This window comes from Microbacterium sp. ZW T5_45 (assembly GCF_044987415.1).
Classification (GTDB): Bacteria; Actinomycetota; Actinomycetes; order Actinomycetales; family Microbacteriaceae; genus Microbacterium.
This window is the reverse complement of the sequence record NZ_JBJDRJ010000024.1, coordinates 38252-62377: the sequence shown is the minus strand read 5'-3', so window position 1 is coordinate 62377 and position 24126 is coordinate 38252. Positions and strand designations below refer to the sequence as shown.

General features: G+C 69.4%; 26 protein-coding genes. 15 read left to right on the top strand and 11 right to left on the bottom strand.

Going from position 1 to position 24126, the window contains the following annotated elements; all coding sequences use genetic code 11:
* Positions 1-738 (top strand): LysR substrate-binding domain-containing protein (locus ACI3KS_RS12950; protein ID WP_404918932.1); only part of this gene is annotated, 738 nt, incomplete at its 5' end.
* Between the two features lie 66 nt (positions 739-804).
* A complete protein-coding gene (locus ACI3KS_RS12945; RefSeq protein WP_404918930.1) occupies positions 805-1521 on the top strand; it encodes a glutamine amidotransferase-related protein in 717 nt (238 codons plus the stop codon).
* Here the strand turns inward: ACI3KS_RS12945 and ACI3KS_RS12940 are convergent.
* The gene (locus ACI3KS_RS12940) at positions 1518-1988 is read right to left on the bottom strand and encodes a glutaminase (protein ID WP_404918928.1); all 471 of its coding nucleotides are present in this window, start codon (positions 1986-1988) and stop codon (positions 1518-1520) included. The genes ACI3KS_RS12945 and ACI3KS_RS12940 overlap by 4 nt on opposite strands.
* Before the next feature lie 75 nt (positions 1989-2063).
* Here ACI3KS_RS12940 and purU point away from each other — a divergent pair, with 75 nt between their 5' ends.
* Positions 2064-2915 (top strand): formyltetrahydrofolate deformylase, encoded by an 852-nt coding sequence (purU, locus tag ACI3KS_RS12935; protein WP_404918926.1) that lies wholly within the window; start codon positions 2064-2066, stop codon positions 2913-2915.
* An 80-nt stretch (positions 2916-2995) separates the two neighbouring features.
* Here the strand turns inward: purU and ACI3KS_RS12930 are convergent, their stop codons facing one another.
* The gene (locus ACI3KS_RS12930) at positions 2996-4036 is read right to left on the bottom strand and encodes an NAD(P)H-dependent flavin oxidoreductase (protein WP_404918924.1); all 1041 of its coding nucleotides are present in this window, start codon (positions 4034-4036) and stop codon (positions 2996-2998) included.
* Between the two features lie 79 nt (positions 4037-4115).
* Between ACI3KS_RS12930 and ACI3KS_RS12925 the strand changes: the two genes are divergently transcribed.
* A complete protein-coding gene (locus ACI3KS_RS12925) occupies positions 4116-4388 on the top strand; it encodes a DUF6412 domain-containing protein (protein WP_404918922.1) in 273 nt (90 codons plus the stop codon).
* A gap of 62 nt (positions 4389-4450) precedes the next feature.
* Complete coding sequence (locus ACI3KS_RS12920) at positions 4451-5209, top strand: YidC/Oxa1 family membrane protein insertase (RefSeq protein WP_404918920.1); 759 nt, start codon at positions 4451-4453, stop codon at positions 5207-5209.
* 40 nt (positions 5210-5249) lie between these two features.
* Here ACI3KS_RS12920 and ACI3KS_RS12915 read toward each other — a convergent pair whose 3' ends face one another.
* From ACI3KS_RS12915 to ACI3KS_RS12905, 3 genes are all read right to left on the bottom strand, one after another.
* Positions 5250-6155: an EamA family transporter gene (locus tag ACI3KS_RS12915; protein WP_404918918.1), complete on the bottom strand. Its 906-nt coding sequence runs from the start codon at positions 6153-6155 to the stop codon at positions 5250-5252.
* 83 nt (positions 6156-6238) lie between these two features.
* The gene (locus tag ACI3KS_RS12910) at positions 6239-7120 is read right to left on the bottom strand and encodes an SDR family oxidoreductase (protein ID WP_404918916.1); all 882 of its coding nucleotides are present in this window, start codon (positions 7118-7120) and stop codon (positions 6239-6241) included.
* Positions 7121-7231: 111 nt separating this feature from the next.
* Positions 7232-7579, bottom strand: coding sequence for an ATP-dependent DNA ligase (locus tag ACI3KS_RS12905; RefSeq protein WP_404918914.1), 348 nt, complete (start codon positions 7577-7579; stop codon positions 7232-7234).
* An 85-nt stretch (positions 7580-7664) separates the two neighbouring features.
* Here ACI3KS_RS12905 and ACI3KS_RS12900 point away from each other — a divergent pair, with 85 nt between their 5' ends.
* The 4 genes from ACI3KS_RS12900 (at position 7665) to ACI3KS_RS12885 (ending at position 9776) form a co-directional block, all read left to right on the top strand.
* Positions 7665-8018, top strand: coding sequence for a hypothetical protein (locus tag ACI3KS_RS12900; protein ID WP_404918912.1), 354 nt, complete (start codon positions 7665-7667; stop codon positions 8016-8018).
* A gap of 70 nt (positions 8019-8088) precedes the next feature.
* On the top strand, positions 8089-8718 hold the full coding sequence (locus ACI3KS_RS12895; protein ID WP_404918910.1) for a hypothetical protein: 630 nt from the start codon (positions 8089-8091) through the stop codon (positions 8716-8718).
* A 154-nt stretch (positions 8719-8872) separates the two neighbouring features.
* Entirely contained in the window at positions 8873-9286 is a 414-nt protein-coding gene (locus ACI3KS_RS12890; RefSeq protein WP_404918908.1) for a CBS domain-containing protein, read from the top strand.
* A 25-nt stretch (positions 9287-9311) separates the two neighbouring features.
* Positions 9312-9776, top strand: coding sequence for a CinA family protein (locus ACI3KS_RS12885; RefSeq protein WP_404918906.1), 465 nt, complete (start codon positions 9312-9314; stop codon positions 9774-9776).
* Between the two features lie 116 nt (positions 9777-9892).
* Here the strand turns inward: ACI3KS_RS12885 and ACI3KS_RS12880 are convergent, their stop codons facing one another.
* From ACI3KS_RS12880 to ACI3KS_RS12870, 3 genes are all read right to left on the bottom strand, one after another.
* Positions 9893-10969 carry an alcohol dehydrogenase catalytic domain-containing protein gene (locus ACI3KS_RS12880; protein WP_404918904.1) on the bottom strand — a complete coding sequence of 359 codons (1077 nt, stop codon included), beginning with the start codon at positions 10967-10969 and terminating at the stop codon, positions 9893-9895.
* A 162-nt stretch (positions 10970-11131) separates the two neighbouring features.
* Positions 11132-11278 (bottom strand): hypothetical protein, encoded by a 147-nt coding sequence (locus ACI3KS_RS12875; protein ID WP_404918902.1) that lies wholly within the window; start codon positions 11276-11278, stop codon positions 11132-11134.
* A 282-nt stretch (positions 11279-11560) separates the two neighbouring features.
* Positions 11561-12565, bottom strand: a complete 1005-nt coding sequence (locus ACI3KS_RS12870) for a sensor histidine kinase (RefSeq protein WP_404918900.1) — start codon at positions 12563-12565, stop codon at positions 11561-11563.
* A gap of 382 nt (positions 12566-12947) precedes the next feature.
* Here ACI3KS_RS12870 and ACI3KS_RS12865 point away from each other — a divergent pair, with 382 nt between their 5' ends.
* Positions 12948-13604, top strand: coding sequence for a response regulator (locus ACI3KS_RS12865; protein ID WP_404918898.1), 657 nt, complete (start codon positions 12948-12950; stop codon positions 13602-13604).
* Between the two features lie 11 nt (positions 13605-13615).
* Entirely contained in the window at positions 13616-14101 is a 486-nt protein-coding gene (locus tag ACI3KS_RS12860) for a DUF1877 family protein (protein ID WP_404918896.1), read from the top strand.
* 81 nt (positions 14102-14182) lie between these two features.
* Here ACI3KS_RS12860 and ACI3KS_RS12855 read toward each other — a convergent pair whose 3' ends face one another.
* Complete coding sequence (locus ACI3KS_RS12855) at positions 14183-15790, bottom strand: DUF222 domain-containing protein (protein ID WP_404918894.1); 1608 nt, start codon at positions 15788-15790, stop codon at positions 14183-14185.
* 181 nt (positions 15791-15971) lie between these two features.
* Here ACI3KS_RS12855 and ACI3KS_RS12850 point away from each other — a divergent pair, with 181 nt between their 5' ends.
* From ACI3KS_RS12850 to ACI3KS_RS12835, 4 genes are all read left to right on the top strand, one after another.
* Positions 15972-16799, top strand: coding sequence for a MerR family DNA-binding transcriptional regulator (locus tag ACI3KS_RS12850; protein ID WP_404918892.1), 828 nt, complete (start codon positions 15972-15974; stop codon positions 16797-16799).
* 68 nt (positions 16800-16867) lie between these two features.
* Complete coding sequence (locus ACI3KS_RS12845) at positions 16868-18148, top strand: M18 family aminopeptidase (RefSeq protein ID WP_404918890.1); 1281 nt, start codon at positions 16868-16870, stop codon at positions 18146-18148.
* Between the two features lie 93 nt (positions 18149-18241).
* The gene (locus tag ACI3KS_RS12840) at positions 18242-19687 is read left to right on the top strand and encodes a purine-cytosine permease family protein (RefSeq protein ID WP_404918888.1); all 1446 of its coding nucleotides are present in this window, start codon (positions 18242-18244) and stop codon (positions 19685-19687) included.
* Entirely contained in the window at positions 19684-20238 is a 555-nt protein-coding gene (locus ACI3KS_RS12835; protein WP_404918886.1) for a cysteine hydrolase family protein, read from the top strand. The genes ACI3KS_RS12840 and ACI3KS_RS12835 overlap by 4 nt, the downstream gene beginning before the upstream one ends.
* A gap of 124 nt (positions 20239-20362) precedes the next feature.
* On the opposite strand, the gene ACI3KS_RS12830 is transcribed toward ACI3KS_RS12835, so the two are convergent.
* Positions 20363-22111 carry an ABC transporter ATP-binding protein gene (locus ACI3KS_RS12830; RefSeq protein WP_404918884.1) on the bottom strand — a complete coding sequence of 583 codons (1749 nt, stop codon included), beginning with the start codon at positions 22109-22111 and terminating at the stop codon, positions 20363-20365.
* Positions 22108-23880 carry an ABC transporter transmembrane domain-containing protein gene (locus ACI3KS_RS12825; RefSeq protein WP_404918882.1) on the bottom strand — a complete coding sequence of 591 codons (1773 nt, stop codon included), beginning with the start codon at positions 23878-23880 and terminating at the stop codon, positions 22108-22110. Before ACI3KS_RS12825 ends, ACI3KS_RS12830 begins: the two co-directional genes overlap by 4 nt.
* Between the last annotated feature and the right edge of the window lie 246 nt (positions 23881-24126).

The window sequence follows — 24126 nt, the reverse complement described above, 5'->3', positions numbered from 1 at the left end:
GGCCTTCTGCCGCGGCGCCCCTCCCGCCCCTCCGGTCCCGCGCGCAAGGGCAAGGCAGCGGCGGCCCCGCGGCAGAAGGCCCAGGCGCAGAAGCCGAAGAAGAAGCCGGTCGTCTTCGATGCCCCCGTAACCACTCCCGAGGAGCCCCGCACCTTCCGCCTCGGCGCGGTGGCCGGAGCCACGCCGGGCAAGTGGATCGACGCGTGGAAGCAGCGGATGCCGCACGTCCCGCTGGAACTCGTCCCGGTCGAGCTCGCTGAGCAGCTCTCGGCGCTCGATGGGGTCGACGCCGCCCTGGTGCGCCTTCCGCTCGACGATGCCGACACCGCATCACTCCACGTCATCGCCCTGTACGACGAACTGCCCGTGGTGGTCGCCTCCATCGATTCGCACCTGCTGGCCGCGGACGACCTGACGCGCGACGACCTCGCCGGCGAGGTCGTGATCCCGCTCCTCGACGATGCACTTCCTGCCCTCGAGCTGCCGGACGCGAAGGTCGCGACGTTCGCCCCGCTGACGACAGGTGATGCGATCGCGACCGCGGCGTCCGGTGTCGGCATCCTGATCGTCCCGATGTCGCTCGCTCGACTGCACCACCGGAAGGACGTCGACCACCGCGTACTGACCGACGGTCCGACATCGACGGTCGCGCTCGCCTGGCCACGGGACCGCACGACGCCCGATGTCGAGACCTTCGTCGGGATCGTCCGCGGGCGCACCGCGAACTCCTCCCGGTGACTCCCGCCTCGGACATCCGGTGACACCGAATCCGGCCGATCGGCATCTGCTCGTTAGAATCTCCGGGTGCCCTCGCTCCTCTACGTCTGCGTGCGCCCCGAGGTCGGGGCGGCGGATGCCGAGCACGCATCGTTCCGTCGGGCACTGGGCGTCGACGTCGTCGATCGCCTGAACCTGCTCGATGAACCGCTCGACCTCGAGCGCCTCTCCCGTTATCGAGGTGTGGTGATCGGCGGGTCTCCCTACAACGTCGGCGATCGCGAGAAGTCCGCCGTGCAGCTCCGCGTCGAGGCCGACCTCGAGAGCATCGCCGGTGAAGCCGCGCAGGCGCGGATCGCCGCGTTCTTCACGTGCTTCAGCATCGGCGTGGTCACGCGGATGCTCGGCGGCGAGGTCGGGAACCTCACACCGGAGTCGGCCAGCGCGACGGTCATCCGCACGACCCCCGACGGTGCGGTCGATCCGGTGTTCGGCCCCAGCGCTCCGGCGCTCACGGTGTTCACGGCGCACAAGGAGAGTGCGCTCGACGTGCCCGAGGGGGCCGTGCTGCTCGCGACCAACGACGACTGCCCCGTGCAGGCCTATCGCGTCGGGACCCACCTCTACACGGCGCAGTTCCACCCCGAGCCCACGCCGCGGGACTTCGCCGACCGCATGACGTTCTACCGAACCACGGGCTACTTCGACCCCGAGGAGTTCGACCTCGTACAGGGGAAGATCCTCGCCGCATCCGTCACCGAGGGTGCCGCCCTGCTGCGCCGCTTCGCGGAGACCTTCGCCTAGAGCCGACCGGATCCCACGAGCAGCTCGACCCGCTCTCGGAGATATGCCTGCAACGGCATCCATCCGCCTGCCGTGCTCCACCGGACAGAGGGCACGCCGTCCATCATTGCCAGCGGCCCCGACGAACCGCCGGCGTCGACGGCGGCGACGTCGATCACGCTCCAGCCGACGTGCGCGACCTCGCCCTCGTCGAAGCCGCCCTTGAGCGCCTCGGCGCGGCGCTCGGCGCGCTCACGGGCGGACTCGGCGGTGTACCCGCGGCGTCCGAGCTCGGCGGCCCGCAGCACCTCCGCCGTGGCGAGTGCGTGTGTGTCGGTGAGCAGCAGCACGCCAAGATGCCACGCCTGACCGATCTTGACGATGCGACGACCTCGCCAGCGCGACTCGCGCTCCTCGCCGAGACCCTCCGTGGGTGCTCCGACGAGCGCCGCGCGTGCGGCGTCGAGCATCGTGGCGACGGCATCCATCCCTCCAGGGTAGGAGTCGATTCGCCCGGCACGCGCGAAAACGGCAGAATCGATGCACACCCTCGAGGAGCCCCCATGTCTCAGCCCGATACCGCCCGCCTGCTCATCGCCTGCGACGACCAGCCCGGCATCGTGTCCGCCGTCGCCGGTGTGCTCTCCCAGCACGGTGCGAACATCATCTCGCTCGACCAGCACTCCACCGACTCCGAGGGCGGACGCTTCTTCCAGCGCACCGTCATCCACCTGCCGGGGCTCGCCGCCGCACGCCCCGCGCTCGAGGCCGACATCACAGCGGTCGCCGAGCGCTTCGGCATGGAGTGGTCGCTGCACGACACCTCGCGCCGCAAGCGCGTCGCGATCTTCGTCTCGAAGTACGACCACTGCCTCATGGAGCTGCTGTGGCGCACGCAGCGCGGCCAGCTCGACATCGACATCACCATGGTCGTCTCGAACCACCCCGACCTCGCCGAATCCGTACGCTCCTTCGGCGTGCCGTTCGTGCACATCCCCTCGGGCGATAAGAAGGCCATGGAGGAGCGTCAGCTCGAACTGCTGCGCGGCAACGTCGACCTCGTCGTGCTCGCCCGTTACATGCAGATCCTCACCGACGACTTCATCGACCGGCTCGAGGCCCCGGTGATCAATATCCACCACTCGTTCCTGCCCGCCTTCATCGGCGCGAACCCCTATGCGCGCGCGAAGGACCGCGGCGTCAAGCTCATCGGTGCCACCGCGCACTACGCCACGGCCGACCTCGACGAGGGGCCGATCATCGAGCAGGACGTCACCCGCGTCACGCACTCCGAGTCCGCCGCCGAGCTGCAGAGCCGTGGCGCCGATGTCGAACGCCTTGTGCTCGCGCGCGCCGTGCAGTGGCACGCCGAGGACCGCGTGATCGTGCACGGCCGCTCGACCGTCATCCTCTGAGGCCTCCGCGGACCCGCAGCCGGAGGATGATGGATCAGAAACGCCTCGCGGACGCGGGCACCGGCATCACCTGTGATCCATCATCGGTCATGCGGCGCGGGCACTCCGGCCACGAGCTCTGAGAAGACCTCGCCGGCGGTCGTTCCCCGCGCGAGCGGCGCCGCCTGTCCCATCCACAGCGACTGCAGCTCGCCGAGGCCGTGTTCGCCGGCCGCAGCGCGGAACCGCCCCGTCAGCCAGTTCTGCATCGGGAAGGGAGCGATGGTTCCGCTCGCCTCGATCGCCCGCACCGCACGGTTGCGCGCGCCGCGTGCGAGCCGCCCGCTCATGGCCCGGGTGAGCACGGTCTCGTCGGCCGCCGTGCGGCGGATCGCGGCACGGTGCGCCTCTGTCGCAGCCGACTCGGCGGTGGCGAGGAACGCTGTGCCGACCTGCACTCCCGATGCGCCGAGCGCGAAGGCGGCCGCGACGCCGCGCCGGTCGGCGATGCCGCCGGCCGCGATGACCGGCACGCCGACGGCGTCGACGACCTGGGGAACCAGAGCGAAGGTGCCGACCAGCGAGTCCTCAGCCGGCTTCAGGAACGACACCCGGTGCCCGGCCGCCTCGGCCCCGGTGGCGACGACCGCGTCGACGCCGGCATCCGCGAGGGCGACCGCTTCGGCGACCGTCGTCGCGGTGCCGACCACACGGATGCCGCGGCGATGCGCCTCGTCGACGACCTCGGTCGACGGCACCCCGAACACCACGCTGAGCACCTCGGGCGCCGTCTCCCAGATCGCGTCGAGCTGATCCTCGAGCGAGGGCAGGTAACTGTCGGGGCGAGCAGGCACCTCGACGCCGACGGCGTCGTAGAAGGGCTCGAGAGCCTGCGCGAAGATCGCATGCTGCGCGTTCGGTGCGACCTCATCGCCCGCGGGAAGCCAGATGTTGACGGCGATGGGCTTCGACGTGGTGGCGCGCAGGGCTGCGACCGTCGAGCGGATGCGCGCGCCGTCGTACCCGTACAGACCGTACGATCCGAGGCCACCGGCCTCGCTGACCGCGGCTGCGAGCGCCACGGACGAGAGGCCGCCGAACGGGCCGAGGACGATCGGATGCTCGAGGTCGAAGAGACTCATGCTTCGACGTTACGCCCGCAGCGCACAGCCCGGACCGAGTGTGACCGCGGTGATAGCCTCTCCCCGGAGAGGAGCGCGCATGAGCGAGTGGTTCAGCGGGATGCTGGGCTTCGTCGCGGCTGCTCTCGGACTGGTGTCGATGCCCGACGCGACCGCCCTCGGCGTCGCGATCGCCCTCGTCGCCGTCACCGTCCTCACGATCGCGGTCGCTCTGACCGCGGCCCCGCTCGGCAGATCCGATGCCCCGCATCCGCAGCGGGCGATCGATGTCGGAGTCCTGCTCACGCAGAGCGATCCGGATGCCGCAGGTCATCCACGTCCTCGTGCGCCGGGAGTCGCCGTTCCCGCGTAGCCCGTCCTCGATGGGACTGCGCGGCCTTCGCCGACCCCTCCCGCCGACCGAACGGACCTCTGTTGGACATCTTCACCTTCCCTCCCCTCGCCTGGCTCCTCGATACCGCCTACGGGGCGCTCGCAGGACTCTCCTCGCTTCTCGAGCCTCTCGCCGGAGCATCTGCCGCCGCACTGGCGGTCGTCCTCGTCACCCTGCTCGTCCGAGCCCTGCTGATCCCCGTCGGGATCTCGCAGGCCAAAGCCGAGCAGACCAGGGCGCGACTCGCGCCGAGACTTCGCGAACTGCAGCGCCGTCACAAGAAGAACCCGGAACGACTGCAGCGCGAGATGCTCGCGCTGTATCGCTCCGAGAACACCTCGCCGTTCGCCGGCATGCTGCCGGTGCTCGCGCAGGCACCGGTCGTCGGTCTGCTCTACACGCTGTTCCTCCGGCCCGAGATCGCCGGGCATCCGAACGACCTGCTCACGCACGATCTCTTCGGAGCGCCGCTCGGGACGAGCCTCGTCCACATGCTGACCGCAGGCCCGTTCCAGCTGCCGACACTGCTCGCCTACGGCGTGCTGCTGATCATCGTGATCGTCGTCGCCGACATCACCCGGCGGGTGTTCACGCCGCCCCCGACTCCCGGCGATGACTCCCCGATGGGTTCCCCAGGGATGCTGCGCGCGATGAGCGCGCTGCACTACCTGACCGCGGTGTTCGCGGTGTTCGTTCCGCTCGCCGCGGCCCTCTACCTCACGGTCACGGTCGTGTGGACCCTGGTGCAGCGGGTGGTCCTGCGGCGACGGCATCCGCTCCCCGAGCCCGCGAGAGTCTGACCGCGGCGAGGATCCTACCTGCGACGGTCTGAGCCGCGCATCAGTCCGGCAGCGGGATGGGGGCGGTGAACGGGCCCTCGTCCCGACGATCGCGGCGGGCGCCGACAGTGGTGCCGATGCTCGCCGCGATCACCAGACCGATCGCGACCATGCGCAGGACGGTCGCGTCCTGCGAGAGGATCAGCCATCCGGCGAGCGTCGCGAACGCGGGCTCGAGGCTCAGCAGCACCCCGAACACCCGCTGCGGCAGGCGCCGAAGTGCGGCGAGTTCGAAGGTGTACGGGATCACCGACGATAGCACCGCGGTGATCAGGGCGAGCAGCAGCAGCCGCGGCTCGCCGGCGGCCGTGACCGTTGCGGGCACACCGAAGGGCAGCAGCAGCACGGCGGCGACGGCGAGGCCGATCGCGAGTCCGCCGTGTCCGGGGATCAGGGCGCCGACCCTCGCGCTGGTGCGGATGTACATCGCCCAGAATGCCGCCGCGATGAGCGCGAACAGCACGCCGATCGGGTCGAGTCCGGCCGCGCCGATCATCCCGTCGACGCCGAGCAGCGCCATCCCCACCACGGCCACAGCGACCCATAGCGCATCGCCGAGGCGGCGGGTGAGCACGGCGGCGAGGACGAGCGGGCCGAGGAACTCGATCGCGACCGCGGGCCCCAGCGGGATGCGCTCGATCGCGGCGTAGAACGAGCCGTTCATGGCAGCGAGCGAGAAGCCGAACAGAAGCGCCGCCAGCCACTGCTGCTGCGTCCAGCCGCGCACCCGCGGACGCACGATGACGAGCAGCAGGACCGCCGCGATCCCCACCCGGAGCGCCGTGACACCCCAGGATCCGAGCGCCGGGAAGAGCTGCGCAGCGACGGCTGCCCCGAACGGCAGCGACAGACACGATCCGACGACGAGCGCCACGCCGACGAGGGTTCCGGATGACGCCTTCTGCACCCGATCAGCCTACGCGCGGGCGTGGGCGGCGCATGGCCGCACGCGCCCGAGCGTGCGGCCACGCGTGCACGGTCGTGCGAGGGTCAGAGGGCCTTGCCCCCGGTGACAGCGAGCACCGAACCGGACGTGTACGACGACTCGTCCGACGCCAGGTAGACGTACGCCCCGGCGAGCTCGGCGGGCTGCCCCGCGCGACCCAGCGGCGTGTCCTTGCCGAACGTCGCCAGACGCTCGGCATCCCACCCGGTGGCCGGGATCAACGGGGTCCAGACCGGCCCCGGAGCGACCGCGTTGACCCGCACGCCCTGCGGGCCCACCTCTTCGGCGAGGGCCTTCACGAACGCGACTTGGGCGGCCTTCGTCATGGCGTAGTCGATGAGGCCGGGCGACGGGTTGTAGGCCTGCACGGATGCCGTCACGATGATGCTCGCGCCGGCGTCGAGGTCCGGCAGCGCCGCTCTCGCCGTGAACAGCATCCCTTCGAGGTTCGTCGCGAACACGCGGCGCATGCGTTCGGTCTCGAGGCTCGCGAAGCCGTCGATGTCGTGCTGGTAGCCGGCGTTCAGCACGAGGACGTCGAGCCCGCCCAGCTGCTGCCGAGTCAGGGAGACGATGCCCGTGGCGAACTCCTCGTCACGGATGTCGCCGGCCAGGCTGATGCCGTTGCGACCGGCGCGTCGGATGTGCGCGACGGTCTCGTCGGCATCCGCCTGCTCCTCGGGGAGGTGCACGATCGCGACGTCCGCTCCCTCCCGTGCGAAGGCGATCGCGACGGCACGACCGATGCCGGAGTCGCCGCCGGTGATGAGGGCGCGGCGGCCCTCGAGCCTGCCGTGCCCGGTGTAGCTGGACTCGCCGTGGTCGGGTGTCGGACTCATCTCATCGATGTGGCCCGGCTGATCCTGGTGCTGCGAGGGAAAGCCCTCTTCACGGTGGGCGTGACGGGGGTCGGAGGCATCGGTCATGGTCTCACCTTCGTTCGATATCGTTCGATTCGTGAGACGCCCACGTTGCCCGAGCGGCCGCGGGCGCACAGGGGCCTTGACAGACCCCGGTGTGCATCCGCTACGACAGCCTCACAGCGGCGGGTTGATCGGCACCTCCGAGGTACCGAGCGCATCGCCCGAGTCCTGCGGTTCGGGGACCAGGTAGAGACCCGCCGGCGCGTTGGCGGTGAATGCCAGCGCCTCGATCCACGCGCGGTTCACCGAGGGCTGACGACTGCCGAAGTACTTGAACACGAGCGAGCTGCCCGGCTGGATCCACACGGTGGTGCGGCCACCGCCGACGCTGGGGTCCTCGCGCCAGCTGAACGGGAAGGGCTCCCCGCGCCTCAGCTTCGCCGTGATGACGAGTTGAAGGTGGGTGAGAGCGCGATCCTCGATCTCTGTCTTCACGCCGCCCTCGTAGATGAACTTGCCCATGGGTCCGACTCTCCTCGGTTCGACTCTGTGCCTTCCGACAGCTTGGGCTATCGGAATACTCCCCTTCTCCGTAGCGTAGACGTTCATGGGAATGCTCTTTTACGACGACGAAGACGAACCCATTCAGATCGACGATCTCGCACTCGCCCATCTGAAGGTCGTGATCGCGACGAAACTCCGACGCAACGAGAGCTTCACGCTGTCCTGGCGACATCCCGAGGGTGAGCCGCCAGGGCGCTCCACGATCTGGCTGCATCCGTCGATCCCCCTGCGATTCGTCTTCGACGACCCGAACCCGCCTGCACTGCGCGCGGAATGGATCTCCGCGATGGCGAACTCCGCGAGTTCCAGCGGGGGCATCACGCTGCTGACGGAAGACATGCTGGCCAGCGGCGATGCCCCCGGGCATCAGGGATCCCTCGAGGATCGCTCCGACTGAAGTCAAGCCCCTTTTCCCTCCGCTGCGGTCCGGATATGGTCGGCGATCGAGACTGAGGAGGTCGACTGCCATGGACGGACACGTCGAAGACGGACGCCACATCGACGACAGGCCCGAAGAGGGTTACACCCCGACGACCACACACGCCGAGTGGGGCGCCGGTCACCCGCATCTCCGCATCACGCGCGACGGCGAGCGCAGGGAGTTCCCGCTCGAGGCCGATCTCGTGCGCATCGGGTCGGCGGAGGGCAATGAGCTCGTCCTGCCGGACACCGATTCGGTGCACGCGACCGTCACTCACGACGAGCGTGACGAGTACGTGCTCGTGCTGCATGGCGAGGGCGAGATGAACGCCAGCGCCGGAGTCGACGCGACCCACGGCGACGAGCGCACCGAGACGCTGCGCACCGGCGCACGCTTCACCGCAGGACCGTGGACGCTCGTGTTCGGCCGTGAGGAGTTCGCCGACCATGGCCGCCCCTACGGCGGTCGGCTCGGCGGGGAGTACTCGGACCAGCCGCTGCAGGGCGAGCGGCCGGACTATTCAGAGGATGCTGCGGCGTCGAAGGATGCTGCGGAGGCTCCCTCCCCCGCATCGACGGGAGCAGGGGCCGATTCCACCGACCCCGTCGGGTCGAACGAGGCGGAGGCGGCGCCCGGTCCCACCATCGGGTCGGCTCCCGAGCCGCGATCGGAGTAGTCGCTCGCTCCGACGCGACTCTTCCCCGGAAGGCCAGAGCGAGCCACGGGGTGTGGCGAGCGCTCCGCGGCTTGTCAATGACCCTGCGCGGGCGAAGTGGGCGTTCTACTGTGCCGAGCAAGGAAGCCAGGTTTGCGACGAAGGAGACGAGACGATGACCACAGCACGCGAGATCATGACGGCCAGCCCCCGGTGCATCGGGGTGAACGACTCGCTGCGCATCGCGGCATCCGTCATGGCGGACCTCGACGTCGGTGCCCTGCCGATCTGCGGCGAGGACAGCCGCCTGAAGGGTATGCTGACCGACCGCGACATCGTCGTCGGTGCGGTGGCGATGGGTATGGATCCGGAGACCACGCCGGCCGGGGCGCTCGCCAAGGGCACGCCCGTGTACGTGGCGGCCGATGACGATATGCACGTCGCCCTCGAGTTGATGCGTGAGCATCAGATCCGCAGACTGCCGGTGATCGAGGAGCACCGCCTGGTGGGGATCGTCAGCCAGGCCGATGTCGCGCTGTCGATGGCCGCGTCGGAGACCGGCGAGACGGTCGAGAGCATCTCGCGATAGGACGCCGATGGAGGAGCTGCGGAGAGTGAGCGAGATCGCCGTCGACCGAGGACTGCGGGTGTGCGTGGTCGAGTCGCTGACCTCGGGCCGGCTGGCCAACACAGTCGGAGCGGGCGAGGATGCCGGAACCTGGTTCGCCGGCGGGATCGTCGCCTACCTCACCGATGTGAAGGAACGGGTGCTCGGGGTGACACCAGGGACCGATCCATGCTCGGTGTCGTGTGCCCAGCAACTGGCGTCAGGAGGGCTCGAACTCTTCGACGCCGATATCTGCGTGTCGACGACCGGCGTCGGCGGCCCCGGGCCCGACGGCGGTCACCCGCCGGGGACCGTGCACCTGGGGTGGGCGACGCGTGAAGGGCTCGGTCATCGCTCCCTCGCGCTGACCGGCGACCCTGGCGAGGTCATCGACGAGGCGACGGCGGCCGCCGTGCGCCTGCTCGCGTTCCACCTGGAGTCGGTCAGGCCCGTGGGGCCGCGGCGTTCGTGAGGGCGCTGTCGTCCGCCGCAGCGACACGGCGGCGTCGCTCGCTCACGAGGAAGACGATCAGCAGGACGATGCCGAGCCCGATCATGAGGCGTACGACGAAACCGCAGGTGAGCAGCTCACCCGGGGATCACGCCGACGCGTAGCGGGGTGCGGGCGACGGATGCTGCGACGAGAGCGGCGTCGAGATCGCCCAGCGGTCGGACATCGCCGACGACATCCGCGAAGGGATAGGCCCGACCACGGCCCGAGAGGAAGGCGACCGCATCGGTGAGATCCCGCGCCGAGGCGTCGTGGACGCCGACGATCGTGACGAGTCGCGCAGCGAGATCGGCGGCGTCGATGGTCGCGGGCTCACCCGGGAGCTGCCGGCCGACGAGGACGACGGTGCCGGCGACCGCGACGCCGCGGATCGCCGCCGACACGGCATCCGCAGTGGTGACGATGACGATGTCGGGAGCGGCGTCGAGCTCTGTCGAACCGAACCTGCGCGCCCACTCCTGTCGAGCCGGATCGGGCTCGACGATCTCCACGACCGCGCCCTGCTCCGCAGCGATCGCCGCGGCGGCGAGTCCGGTCAGCGATGCGCCGTGGACGCGCACGGAATGCCCGTCGAGGTCGTGACCGACCCGGCGGAGCGCCGCGACTGCCGTCGCCGCTGCGCAGGAGGCCGGCGCCAGCACCGCGGCCGGAAGCGTCTCGGGCACGCGGACGATCGCGGTGCCGCGTCGCAGCTGCACGTGGGTTCCGAAGGTGCCACTGAGCTCTCCGTGCGCGCCGATCCGATCCTCGCCGTACCGGGATCCGTCGACGCAGTTCTGGGTGAAGCCGTCTGCGCAGTGCGGGCAGCGTCCGCAGGCGATCGTCGTCGACCATACGACGCGGTCGCCGATCCGCAGAGCCGTGCCGTCGACCGTCAGGGCCCCGTGGTCGCCGAGGGCGATCACGCGTCCGACGCTCTCGTGCCCGGGGACGCGCGGTGCGGCGCCGTGTCGGCTGTGGACGGCGGTGAGGTCGTCGGCGCAGATGGTCGACATCTCCACCGCGACGAGCACGTCGTCGTCGGCGAGCGAGACCCCCGGCACTGCGATCATCTCGTGTCGCTGGCCCTCGCCGATCCACACCATCGCGGTGGCGGCGGGGCGCAGCGCGACGTCGCGGCGATGCCCTGGCGGGCGGATCAGCACGGTGCCCATGGGGACCTCTGGTCGTCGGCGGAAGCCGAGGGGGCACGGAGCGTCATTGGGGGATCTTTCGTGTGCAGGCGGGTTCCTCGCTCGACTCTCTCAGGACGACGACGGAATTCGTGCGCGGCGTGCAAGAGTTCAGACGGCGTTCACCTGCTCCACCGGAACGGGTCATGAAACGGCGTCTTCCGTGCCCGCTTCGCGCTGCGCGCGGGCGTCGTCGGTCCAGCCCTCGCGCAGGAGCACGACCTCGGCGGTGGAATCGGATGCGGCGCCGTGCGGCTGCATGCGGCGCACGGATGCTGTCGGCACCGGCATCCATCGATGTGAGGCCGGCGATGTGGGTTCAGCCCGGCCGACGACGCGAAGATCCCCGTTAACCAGATTCGCGATCGCGAGCGTAGTAGTTCGAAGCCTAGGGATCACGCTCGCGATCGCAGCGCTGGGGACGCTTTATCTGGGGAGATTCCAGATTATGCGGGCGAGGGGAAGCGACCCTAGTGCCGAACGTTGAAAGATATACCGACTTTCGTCTAGTTTTCGCGGGTTGCTGTCGATCGGTACCCGATCGGAACGTCTCGACGGGCGATGAGCCTGCGGTCAGCTGAGCGGAAGTCGTGCGTAGACCCGCCACTCGTCGCCCTCGGGGCCGGCGCTGAACTCGCCACTCGCGCCCAGAACCCGTTCGGCCATCCGGTTGAGACCGGTGCCGCTGGACGGAAGGTCTCGGCGGGGAGTCGTCGGTATCGGGCTGAGGATCGCCAGCTCGACGGCGTCGTCGTCGATGCGGATGCTCATCGTGACGGTACCGGGGCCCGCGTGCTTGAGGATGTTCGTCGCGGATTCGCGGACGATACGGGCGAAGGCGATCTCGGCGACGCGGGGAATGCGTTCGTCCCGCGGGTCACCCTCACTGACCACGGGATGTCCCGCGGATTCGATCTCGGCGCGCGCCTCCTGCACAGCGGAGTCGAGGTCGCCTGTCGGCATGCCCGTCGAGCGAGGGCCGTCATCCGCCAGTTCGATGACGAAGCGGAGGTCGGCCATGGCTTTGCGTGCCGCGACGCGGATGGCCTCCTGCGATTCCGAGCTGACGGTCGGGTCGTCGAGCATCTGGACGTGCAATGAGACCACCGTGAGGTGGTGGGCGATGCTGTCGTGGAGTTCTCCGGCGATCCAGCGCCGCTCGGCGAGGACCGCTTGGCGCTCCTGTTCGGCGGCGTGCTCTGCAGCGTCGGCGAGATCCGATTCGAGCTTGCGTCCGCGTGCAGAAGCCACACGCAGCGCGAATCCAATAGCTCCCGCAATCGCAGCCACTAAGAGGTAGATGCCGACGTTCACACGAACGTCGGTGTCACCGTATGCAACGAGGCCGACGGCGACGAGAAAGCCCCCTCCATAGGCAAGTACCAGTGTGATCGACCCCAGGCGCAGAACCATGCCAGCGGCTAGAGCCGATGCGAAGAGAACCGACGAGTCAGTGCCGACTGCGAACGACAGCGCGAAGATCGCGCCGAGGACCGCGGTAGCCACGAGAGGCCACCAGAGGTAGAACGCGAACACCGCAGTCGACGCGATGCTGAGCGATGTTGCGAGGGGATCCACGCCCGGCGTGAAGAGAAGTCCGAAAACATCAATCGCAGACACGGCGAGGATAAAGGCCAGGACGACGATTCGTTCGAAGGCATTCAAACGTTCGCCCCGGCGAAGGCGGAGAATGCCGGGGTCATCCCGGGTCGTTCGACCGAACGGCATGGCTTCAGTATGTCCTATCCGCCAGTTACAATTAGCGAATCGCACCGAAAAGGCGAGCGAGCTGTTCCCAGAAAGTCATAGTGATTCACCTCCGTAATTAGGTCTTTTGTCGAAGTACATATTGATCTTCTCGGCTTCTTCGCGCCTCCACATCTGGCTTGAGGCCACATCTGACTAGACGAAGGTCTAGACCTCGCCTCGACCTCTCGCCCTCGGCCGTTAGGCTCTGTTCATGCCGGAAATCCGAGTCCTGATCGTCGATGACGACCCCCTGGTGCGGTCTGCGCTCGCACACTTCGTCGCCCGCGATCCCGAGATCGACGTCATCGGTCAGGCCGACAACGGACTCGACGCGATCGAGTTCCTCTCCCACGACCTTCCGGACGTCGTGATGATGGACGTGCAGATGCCCGAGATGAACGGCATCGAGGCGACGGCGGCGATTTCGGAGCGCTGGCCCGAGGTGCGGATCCTCGCGGTCACCACCCTCGACGGGAGCGACACCGTGCTGCCGATGCTGAGCGCGGGAGCATCCGGCTATCTCCTCAAGGACTCGACGGCCGAGAGCATCGTGACGGGGGTGCGTGAGGTCTTCAACGGCCAGAGCTCTCTGTCACCGCGGATCGCCTCATTGCTTGTGAAGCATGTGCGGACGACAGAGCCGGCCGCGGGAGCCGCCGACGCGCTCGAGCCGCTCACCGAGCGGGAGGCCGATGTGCTCGACCGTCTGTCGCAGGGCATGTCGAACGCCGAGATCGCGCAGTCCTTGATCGTGTCGGAGGGCACGGTGAAGGCGCATCTCGGTCGCATCATGGTCAAGTGGCACGTGCGCGACCGTGTGCAGATCCTCGTGACCGCGGCGCACGCCGGCCTCGTCGACTTCCGCTGAGGGGGACCGCCATGCAAGCCGCGTACACGCTGATCGACGATGCGACGCTCGACCGGCTGCTCGAACTCGACGGCGCGGATCTCGTTGAAGCGCTGGAGGCGCTCGAGACGGGCGACACCGCCACGGTATACGTGGACAAACTGTGGGACGGCCTGCACTTCCTTCTCACCGGAGCTCTCGCCAGCGACCCCATCGACGGAGAGCCGCTGAGTGAGGCCGTCGTCGGCGTCCATGTCGTCGACGATGACGACTACGTCGGATGCACGGAGTTCGACGAGCTCGGCCCGATCATCGGTGCGCTCGACGGTTTCGATCTGAATGCGGCGCTCGCCGGTGCCGACTTCGCCGAGTTCGCGCGCGCGGGCGTGACCCCCTCGATCTGGAAAGACGAACCGTCGCAGCTTCGTGGTGAGCTGGCGGATGCCTTCGCACTGGTGCGGGATGCCCACCGCCGCGCCGCCGAGGCGGAACGGCATCTGCTCGTCAGCATCTTCTGAGAAGTCAGCGAAGCTCGCCCATCCGGCGCGGCAGAGGTGACGCCGACATTCGGCGCGACAGGTCGCAGCGGCAGCGCACCATCAGCCGGTCCGGGCGGTGTGAACAGGTTGGAGGATGGGTCGTGGGGTGCGCCACCTGCGGTAGGGGTCCCACCAGCCCGGACCTCGGATCTCGGGCACCCCATGGTGCATGCGGATCTCCCACCCGGACGTGTCCAACGACCGGTGATGCCACCAGCACAACGGGACCCCGTTGTCCGTATGCGTCGGCCCACCCCGAGCATGCTCGGTCACATGGTGGATCTCGCACCACGACGCCGGCACATGACACCCCGGGATCAGACACTCCTTATCCCGCAGGATGATCGCCCGGCGCTGATGGACCGTGAAGATCCGGTCGGTGACACTGATCCCCACGATCCTGCCCTCATCCATCAGCACCCGCTGGATCGCCCCCGTGCATGCCGTGTGGGTCGCAACAGAGACCGGGACGTGGGCGAGGGACCCGTTGTCCGTTCCCGGAGCACCCGGGATCCGCGCCCACCCGGACCCTGTGGCGAGATCGGACACGTTCACGTGCACCACGAGCGTCGGCGACGCCCCACCCAGAGACGGGGTGTCCTCGTGCCGTGCGGCGATGCCGAGCGCGGCGGCGAGAGCGTCGTGCCGCTTCATCCCCGCATCCCGGGAATCCAGGCGTGACGTGTCCGGCATTGCCTCGCTGTGCTCGGATTCCGAATCGGACTCGCCGCATTCGCCCTCTCGCGCGGACTCCCCGTCCGAGGGAGAGAACCGGACACCTGCCGGGACAGGTGCCCCGCCGACTTTCGGGTTGTTGTACGCGTCGAAGATCAACTGCAACTGCGCAGCGACCTCCGGCAACAGATTCCCCGTGATCGAGTGCAAGCCGTTCTTCGCCGCCCCGATCCTCACAAACCGCCGCGACGACGCATCCCTGTCCTTCGGCTCCGCCCCATCCGGATCCAACACCGCCGCGAGATACTGTGCAGCGTTGCGCAACTCCCCCGGCGTCGCCGGCGGACCCTGCCGCCCACCACCCGTACCGGCGTCCGCGCCCGAGCCGTCGCCAGCATCGCCATCGGCATTCGCCTCGCCGGCGTGCTCACCCTCGAGACCCGCGCCATCTCCATCACCATCGACGCCAGCCGCACCCTCACCGTCCCCACCCGCGTCCGTATCCCGGTATCCGCGTGCGAAGCCCGCCAACAGCTCATCCGCCGCCAACCGGTCCTCCGGGCGCAACCTGTCCTGGATCGCCTCCAACGGGCCGATCGCTGCGAGAAACCCCGCCACCCCGATCACCCCGTCCAACAGGACCTCCCGCAGCAGCGGCCACTTCGCCGGAAGACGATCCCCCGACGACAAACTCAGATCCCGCCGGACCGCCGCCGCGACCCGGATCGTCTTCCCCGCCGACGCCGCATCCGTCAACAACGCCCGCTGCAACAACTCATTCATCCCCGCGCATCCGAACCGATGACCGAACTCCACATCCGCACACCCAACGGCCTCGACCGTCACGGCATCCGTCAACCGGCCGATCTCCCCCAACCGGCGCAACACGACCGCCCGATCCTCGTCCGACAACCCCGCCAGCACGTCCCCGGACAGCACCTCACGCAGGCCATCAACAGCCTTGCCGAGAGCAGCATCCGTGATCGGGTTCATACCCCCAGTGAACACCCGACCACCGACATTCCCACCCCAAGAATCCCCAGATCAGCAACCCGAACACCGAAATACCGGGATGATTCCCGACGCCCCCGCTGAGCCACACGGAATGCAGGCAGACGACACGAACGAACCTCGTTCTTGACCCTCACACCGTGTGAGACGCGACCATGGTCGTATGACCGAGATCCCCGAGCTCATGACGATCGGCCGATTCAGTTCGCTGAGCCGGCTGTCGGTGCGGATGCTGCGCCACTACGACTCCCAGGGAGTCCTGGTGCCCGCGTCCATCGACCCGTCATCCGGATACCGGCGTTACACGATGCATCAGCTCGCGGACGCCGCCGACATCCGCAATCTGCGCGATGTCGGGTTCGGCGTCTCCGCCATCGGCATCCTCCTCGCCGCCCGCGGCAGACCGGCCTGGACTCGCGCCCTGCATCAGCAGCGCGCGACCCTCGCCGACGAGCTGCACGCAGCCAAGGCACGTGTCTCTCTCATCACCCGCATGCTCGACAACGGAGAAGACCTCATGTCCATCACCCTCACCCGCACCACTGTCCCCGCGATGACCGTCATCGCCCTGCGCGGCACGGTTCCGAGCTACGCCCACGAGACCGAACTCTGGGCACGTCTCATGCCGATCCTCGCCGAGCGATCGATCAGCCCGATCGGCCCGTGCGGCGTCATCGAACACGACGAGGAGTTCACCGAGCGCGACGTCGATCTCTCGATCTTCGTGCCCGTGGCCCCCGGCACGGTGACGGATGCTCCGCTCGAACTCCTGGAACTGCCGGCGCGCGACTGCCTGGTCGCCCGCGTGCAGGGCTCCTACGACCAGATCACGGCGGCTCACGACCTCATCAACGCCCGGATCACCGCGGAAGGCCTGTCGTACCGCGGTGACGGCTCCCTCGCGGCCAAAGCGTTCAACCTCTACCTCAACACCCCGGATGAGGCCAGCGAGGACGAGCTGCTGACCGAGGTGCACCAGCCGCTGGGCTGACAGGTGGGTGAGGCCGCGCGGCCGCACCCGATTACGATCGGAGGAGCACGCCCGCAGGAAGGTCAGCCATGCCCGTCTCCCCCGCCGCCCTCGCCCACGCAGACGACCTCGCCGATTTCGTCGCCGCTTCGCCGTCGAGCTACCACGCCGCCGAGGAGGTGGCCCGACGCCTCGAATCCGCCGGATTCACGCGTCTGAATGAGGCCGACGCCTGGTCGGTGCAGCCGGGCGGTCGCTACGTCGTCGTCCGAGATGGCGCGACGATCGGCTGGACCGTCCCGACGGATGCCGCGGCCACCACACCCGCGCACGTCTTCGGCGCGCACACCGACTCCCCCGGCTTCAAGCTCAAGCCGCAGCCGACGACGGGCAACTCCGGCTGGCTGCAAGCCGCGGTCGAGGTCTACGGCGGCCCGCTGCTCAACTCGTGGCTGGACCGCGAACTGCGCCTCGCCGGACGCCTGGCTCTCGCCGACGGGCGGGTCGTGCTGGCCGACACCGGTGCGCTGCTGCGCCTTCCGCAGCTCGCCGTGCACCTCGATCGAGAGGCGAACAGCGGCCTCGCCCTCGACAAGCAGTTCCAGACCCAGCCGGTCTGGGGCCTCGGGGATCCGTCTCAGGCCGACATCCTCGGTGAGCTCGCAGCATCCGCGGGGGTCTCGGCATCCGACATCCGTGGCTACGACGTCGTGATCGCCGACTCGGCGCGCGGCGCGGTGTTCGGCAAGGACAGCGCGTTCTTCGCCTCCGGCCGCCTCGACGACCTCGCCTCCGTGCACGCCGGCGTCGTCGCCCTCACCGCCCAAGGCGAGCGCGTGAGCGGTCCGATCTCGATCCTCGCCGCGTTCGATCACGAGGAGCTCGGATCCAACTCGCGCTCCGGCGCCGCAGGCCCGTTCCTCGAGGACGTCCTCGAGCGCGTGTACGACGCGCTCGGCGCCGACGCCTCGCAGCGCCGTCAGGCGTACGCGAACTCGTGGTGTCTCTCGAGCGACGTCGGCCACTCGGTGCACCCGAACTACGTCGGCAAGCACGACCCGGTCGTGCACCCGGTGCTCGGCTCCGGCCCCATCCTCAAGCTGAACGCCAACCAGCGCTATGCGACGGATGCCGTCGGCTCGGCCGCATGGCGGGGATGGTGCGAGCGCGCCGGAGTGCGCACGCAGGAGTTCGTCTCGAACAACAACGTCCCGTGCGGATCGACGATCGGCCCGATCACCGCGACCCGTCTCGGCATCCGCACGGTCGATGTGGGCATCCCGATCCTCTCGATGCACTCGGCGCGCGAGCTCGCCGGAGTCTCCGACCTGCACGACCTCACCCAGGTGGCCGAGGCGTTCTTCGCCTGACGCAGAACGGCGCGGTCGGCCGGCAGCCCCGGCGGCCCGGCGGGTCCGCGACACAGTCGCCCGTCCCCGCGTGCGCAGTGCCAGGATGAGCACATGACGCAGAACACGGGCGGGCTCATCGAGCGCGCGGGCATCGAGATCATCCCGGAGTCGGAGCGCACGGCAAAGCCCCGCGACCTGTTCTGGCCATGGTTCGCGGCGAACGTCTCGGTGTTCGGAATGTCGTACGGCTCGTTCGTGCTGGGCTTCGGCATCTCGTTCTGGCAGGCCACGCTCGTGTCGATCATCGGCATCGTCGTGTCGTTCTTCCTCTGCGGGCTCATCGCGATCGCGGGCAAGCGCGGCTCCGCGCCGACCATGGTGCTCTCCCGCGCCGCGTTCGGTGTGCAGGGGCAGAAGCTGCCGGGCATCGTCTCGTGGCTCACCTCGATCGGCTGGGAGACCTCGCTCGCGATCACCGCTGTGCTCGCCACCGGAACGATCCTGCGGACTCTCGGCTGGGTCGGCGACGGCGACGACATCGCCGTGAAGATCGTCGCGACGATCGCGGTCGCCGCGCTCATCGTGTCGGCCTCGGTGCTCGGATATCACACGATCATGCGGCTGCAGTCGGTGCTCACCTGGCTCACCGGCGCGATGACGCTCCTGTTCCTGATCCTGACCTTCCAGCACATCCGCTGGGATGCCGTGCTCTCCGCGCCCGACGGCACGCTCGCGCAGACCATCGGCGCGCTCGTCATGGTGATGACCGGATTCGGTCTCGGCTGGATCAACATCGCCGCCGACTGGTCGCGCTATCAGAAGCGCAGTTCTTCCGACGGCCAGATCATCACCTGGAACACGATCGGCGGCGCGGTCGCCCCGATCATCCTCGTCGCCTTCGGGCTGCTGCTCGCCGGATCCGACGGCGACCTCCTCGCCGCGGTGGGGTCCGATCCGATCGGCGCGCTCGCGAGCCTGCTGCCGACCTGGGCGCTGTTCCCGTTCCTCATCGTCGCGATCCTCACGCTCGTGTCGGGAGCGGTGCTGGGCATCTACTCCTCGGGGCTCACGCTCCTCAGCCTCGGCATCCGCATTCCGCGTCCGGCGGCGGCCGCGGTCGACGGCGTGATCCTCACCGCCGGCACGATCTTCGTCGTCTTCTTCGCGACGAGCTTCATCGGACCGTTCCAGTCGTTCCTCATCACGCTCGGCGTGCCGATGGCTTCGTGGGCCGGCATCCTCATCGCCGACATCCTGCGCCGGCGTAGGGACTACGACGAGGCCGCACTGTTCGATTCCTCCGGACGCTACGGCGCCGTCGACCTCGTCTCGGTCATCACCATGCTCGTCGCGACCGGGATCGGCTGGGGCTTCGTGATGAACCAGATCCCCGACACCCCGTGGAACGACTGGCAGGGCTACTTCCTCGACCTGTTCGGCTGGCGAGAGGACTGGGGCTACGCGAACCTCGGCGTGCTGTTCGCGCTGGTGCTCTCGTTCCTCGTGACCTGGTTCGCGCGGGCCGAGAAGATCCGCCGCCAGGAGCAGGACGCGTGACCGAGGCCGCGGACTGGTTGGTGGTGATCGACCCGCAGGTGATCTTCGCCTCGCCCGATTCGGCCTGGGGATCGCCGTTCTTCACCGCGGCGATGCCGAACATCCGCGCCCTCGCCGCGTCGTTCGGCGAGCGCGTGATCGTCACCAGATGGATGCCGACGGCTGACCGCTCGACCTCCTGGGGCGACTACTTCGCGGCCTGGCCGTTCGCCGACCGGCAGCCGACGGACCCCCTGTTCGACCTGGTGCCCGAAGCCTCCGACCTGAGCACGCAGGAGACCCTCGATCTGCCGACCTTCGGCAAGTGGGGCGACGAGCTGGAGTGGATCGTCGGGCGGGGAGCATCCATCGTCCTCGCCGGCGTGTCGACGGACTGCTGCGTTCTGTCGACCGCGTTGGCCGCAGCGGATGCCGGAGCACGGGTCACGATCGCCGCCGACGCCTGCGCGGGATCGACGGTCGAGAACCACGCCGCAGCGCTCCACGTCATGGGGCTCTACCCGCCGCAGATCACGGTGAGCGATACGGCGACCGTGCTCGCGGGACGCTGAGCCGGCGGTCGCCGCTCAACTTCGGCGGCCATTCACAACTTCTGCGGCCGCGTCCGGCCAAAATGGCCGCAGAACGTCACATCCACCGCACGACTTGCACCCCATCGCACCGAACCTGCCGCGCCTACCAGGCGGTCCACGCCTCCCACAGCCGCGCGTACGGGCCGTCCACCGCCACGAGCTCGCTGTGCGTGCCCGACTGCACCACCCGCCCGTCGTGCATCACGAGAATACGGTCGGCGGTCACGGCCTGGCTCAGCCGGTGCGCGATCACGATGCCGGTGCGCTCGCCGATCGCCCGAACGGCCGCGTCGTCGAGCAGCTCGGCGTCGGCCGATCCCGCCTCGGCCGTCGCCTCGTCGAGGATCACCACGGATGCTCCGGACAGAGCGACCCGCACCAGGGCAAGGTGCTGGGCCTGCCCCGGCGTCAGCACATGTCCCGACTCCCCCACCACGGTGTCGAGCCCCTCGGGCAGCCGCAGGATCCACTGCGCTCCGAGTTCCTCGACGACCGACAGCATCCGCTCCTCGTCGGCATCCGAGAACAGGCCGAGGTCGTCGCGCACCGACCCCGCGAAGACATGCGGTTCCTGGCTCAGCATCACGACCGCGTCGCGCAGATCATGCGGATGCCACTCGTCGATGCCGACGCCGTCGTGCCGCACCGCGCCGCCGCCGTCCGGCAGCGCTCCCGAGAGCACGCGCGCGAGCGTGGTCTTGCCGGCGCCGCTCGCTCCGACGACCGCGATCTTCTCTCCGGCGTCCGCACGCAGCGACACATCGTCGAGCACCCTCCCGCCGGACGGGTATCCGAATCGCAGACCGTCCACCTCGATCCGCCCCGTCGCTGCGGGCGCGACCGGAGGACGCGGACCCGGCAACGGTAGACCGATGACCCCGACCAGGCGCGCGAGGCTCGCTCCGGCATCCTGCAGATCGTCGATCCGGTACAACAGGCTGCCCATCGGACCGAACAGCCCGAGGAAGTACAGCGCCGCCGCCGTCGCGGCACCCAGCTCGACCTGCCCGCCTGTCACCAGCAGGAACCCGGCGAGCAGCACGGCCGACAGCCCGACGAGCTCGGCGCCGTTGAGGAACACGTTGAAGTCGTTGCGCACACGCGTCGCCCGCACCTCGAGCGCGATCGCCTCTTCGCTCGACTCGGCGATGCGGGCGAGGTGCGCCTCCTCCGTGCCGAGCGCGAGCACGGTATCGACGCCACGCACGGCCTCGATCGTGCGCTGTCCGCGTTCGGCGACGGCGACTCGATGCGCGCGGTACACGGGGGCCGATCGCCGCAGGAACCACCGCAGCGAGAAGTACTGCACCGGCGCCGCGCACAGGGCGGCGAGGGCGAAGCGCCAGTCCAGCGCCCCGAGCCCGACGAGACTGAGCAGGATGCCGAACACCGCGGTGAGGAATGCCGGCAGCGCCTCTTCGACGACCTGACCGACGGCGCGGACGTCCCCCGACAGCCGAGCGACGAGGTCTCCGGTCCCGGCGGCTTCGATGCGGGCGGTCGGCTGCGCGAGCGCGGTGCGGAACGCTGCCTCGCGCACCTCGCGGATCGTGCCCTGTCCCAGCCGCGCCAGCAGCACACGTCCGGCCCAGGTGAGAGCGGCGCCCACGACGACGGATGCCGCGAGCGCGACGCCGAACGGCACCAGCGACGAGCCACCGACGAGGATGTCGTCGACCACGAGGCCGATGATCCACGGGGCGACGAGTCCGGCGGCGACGCCGGCGCAGAGGGTCAGCAGTGCGAGCGCCGCAAGTCCGCGACGGTGTCCGAGCGCGGTGACGAGTCCCCGGGCGGTGTCGCGGCGACTCGCGATCGGCAGCTTCTCGGCGCCGGGAGCGTCGGCGCTCATGCTCGCTCCCTCAGATCGTGGACGGTCGAGCACGCGGCGAGCAGCGAGGCACGGTCGGTGAGCAGCACGATCGTGCGCCCTTCGGTCGCGAGGCCCGCAGCGACCTGCGCCTCGGTGATCGGATCGATCGCAGTGGTCGGCTCGTGCAGCACGAGCACGGGCTGCGGCTGGTGCAGGGCGCGTGCGAGCAGCAGACGTTGGCGCTGCCCGCCCGACAGACGCAGGCCACGTTCGCCGACCCGTTCGTCCAGCCCCTCGGGAAGCCGTTCGACGACCTCATCGAACGCGGATGCCGTCAGGTGCTCGGCGTGAACCGTCTCGGCGATGTTCTCGGCGGCGGTGCCGCTGAACACAGCGGCGTCGTGCGGCGGCGCGAACACCAGCGCGCGCAGCGCATCGGCGTGAAGAGCGCTCGCATCGACGCCCTGGATCACGAGCTCTCCGGCGTCGGCATCCCGTCGAGCTCCGAAGAGCTCGGACAGCGCGACGGCCGTGTCGGGATCGGCACGAATGCCGGTCACCTCGCCCTCGGCGATCTCGATGGCTCGATCTCCGACGCGGACTCGCGCGAGAAGGATGGCGGAATCGGGACGAGCGGATGCCGTCGCCGCGGCGATCTCTGAGCGGCCGACCGTCTCACGGGCGGTGCGCGGAGCATCGTCGACGTGCGTCGGAATCTGCAGGCTCTGGGTGTCGAGCGTCTCCGCACCCGCGCTCGCCCGCCCGGCATCCGTTCCCGCCTCAGCGCCCGTCGCTGTACGCCCATGCCCGGCCGGTGCACGCCCACTCTCCGTCGCCGCCCGGCCCGTCTCCGCTGCGCCTTCCGCAGTGAACTCCGCGATCCGCGTGGCCGAGCCGTGCTTCGACGCGATCTGCGCCGGCAGGTAGCCCAGCGACTGCAGGGGTCCGCGGATCGTCTGGGCCAGTCCCATCGCCGTGACGAACCCGCCGACGGTGATCGCACCGCCGAGGGCGAGCCACCCGCCCAGCACGGCGATCCCGGTGAACGCGAGTCCGCTGACGACGAGGTTGAGGGCGGCGAGCGCCGCAGCCGACTTCTCGGCGCGATAGGCGGCCTCTGCCGCGATCTCGCTCTCGGCGACGTAGCGATCGGCCGCGCGCGATGCCCCGCCGAGGGCGCCGAGCACGCGCAGCCCGGTGGCGAAGTCGGTACTCACGGCGTCGAGTCGCGCGGCGCGCTTCTGCGCCTCGTATCCGCGTCGGCGCAGGCCGCCGCTCACGAGATGCACGACATATGCCTGCACGAGGGTGCCGACCACGACTGCGACGGCGAGCGGCCAGGCGATCACGAGAAGGGTGACACAGGCGACGATGACGGCCGTCGCGGCGGCCGCCTGCTCGGCGATCACCCAGAAGAAGCCTGCGGTCTGGCCGGCATCCGACGATGAGATCGTGAGCACTTCACCCGCCGGGCGTCGCACTCTTCGCCGGAGCGCGAGGCCGAGCACGCCCTGACGCAGCGCGTGCTCGCCCCGGGCGTAGACCACGGTGCCGGCACGGTCACCGAGCTGCCACGCGCAGATGAGCACCGTGAACACGACGACGAGGAACCCTATGCCCCAGGCCAGCGCGACCGGGTCGTTCGGCGCGATCGCTTGATCGATCACGACGCCGACCGCCACCGGCACCATGACCTCGGCGAGCTGGTGCCCGCAGAAGCCCGCGACCGACAGCACGGCGCGGGCGCGGCGGCCCCGCCCCCAGACGCCCTCGCGGAAGACTTGCCCGACGGTGGTGAGCTGTGACATCGAGGGACTCCGGAGACAGGCGCACCGACGCGGTGCCGGGCGCTTCCACGCTATCGACAGCAGATGTCACCGGGCCGTCATCGCGTGTCGCGTACCGGACGGCTTCGTCGCGGGTTCCGTTCCCCTCCACTTCGGGGGCCGAAACGCCAGTTCGCGGCCCCGGTGCGTGATGCCATCCGTCATGTGGCGTGTCGGCCCCCGAAGTGTGCGTGACGACCGACCGCGACCGCACGAAGCGCAATACTG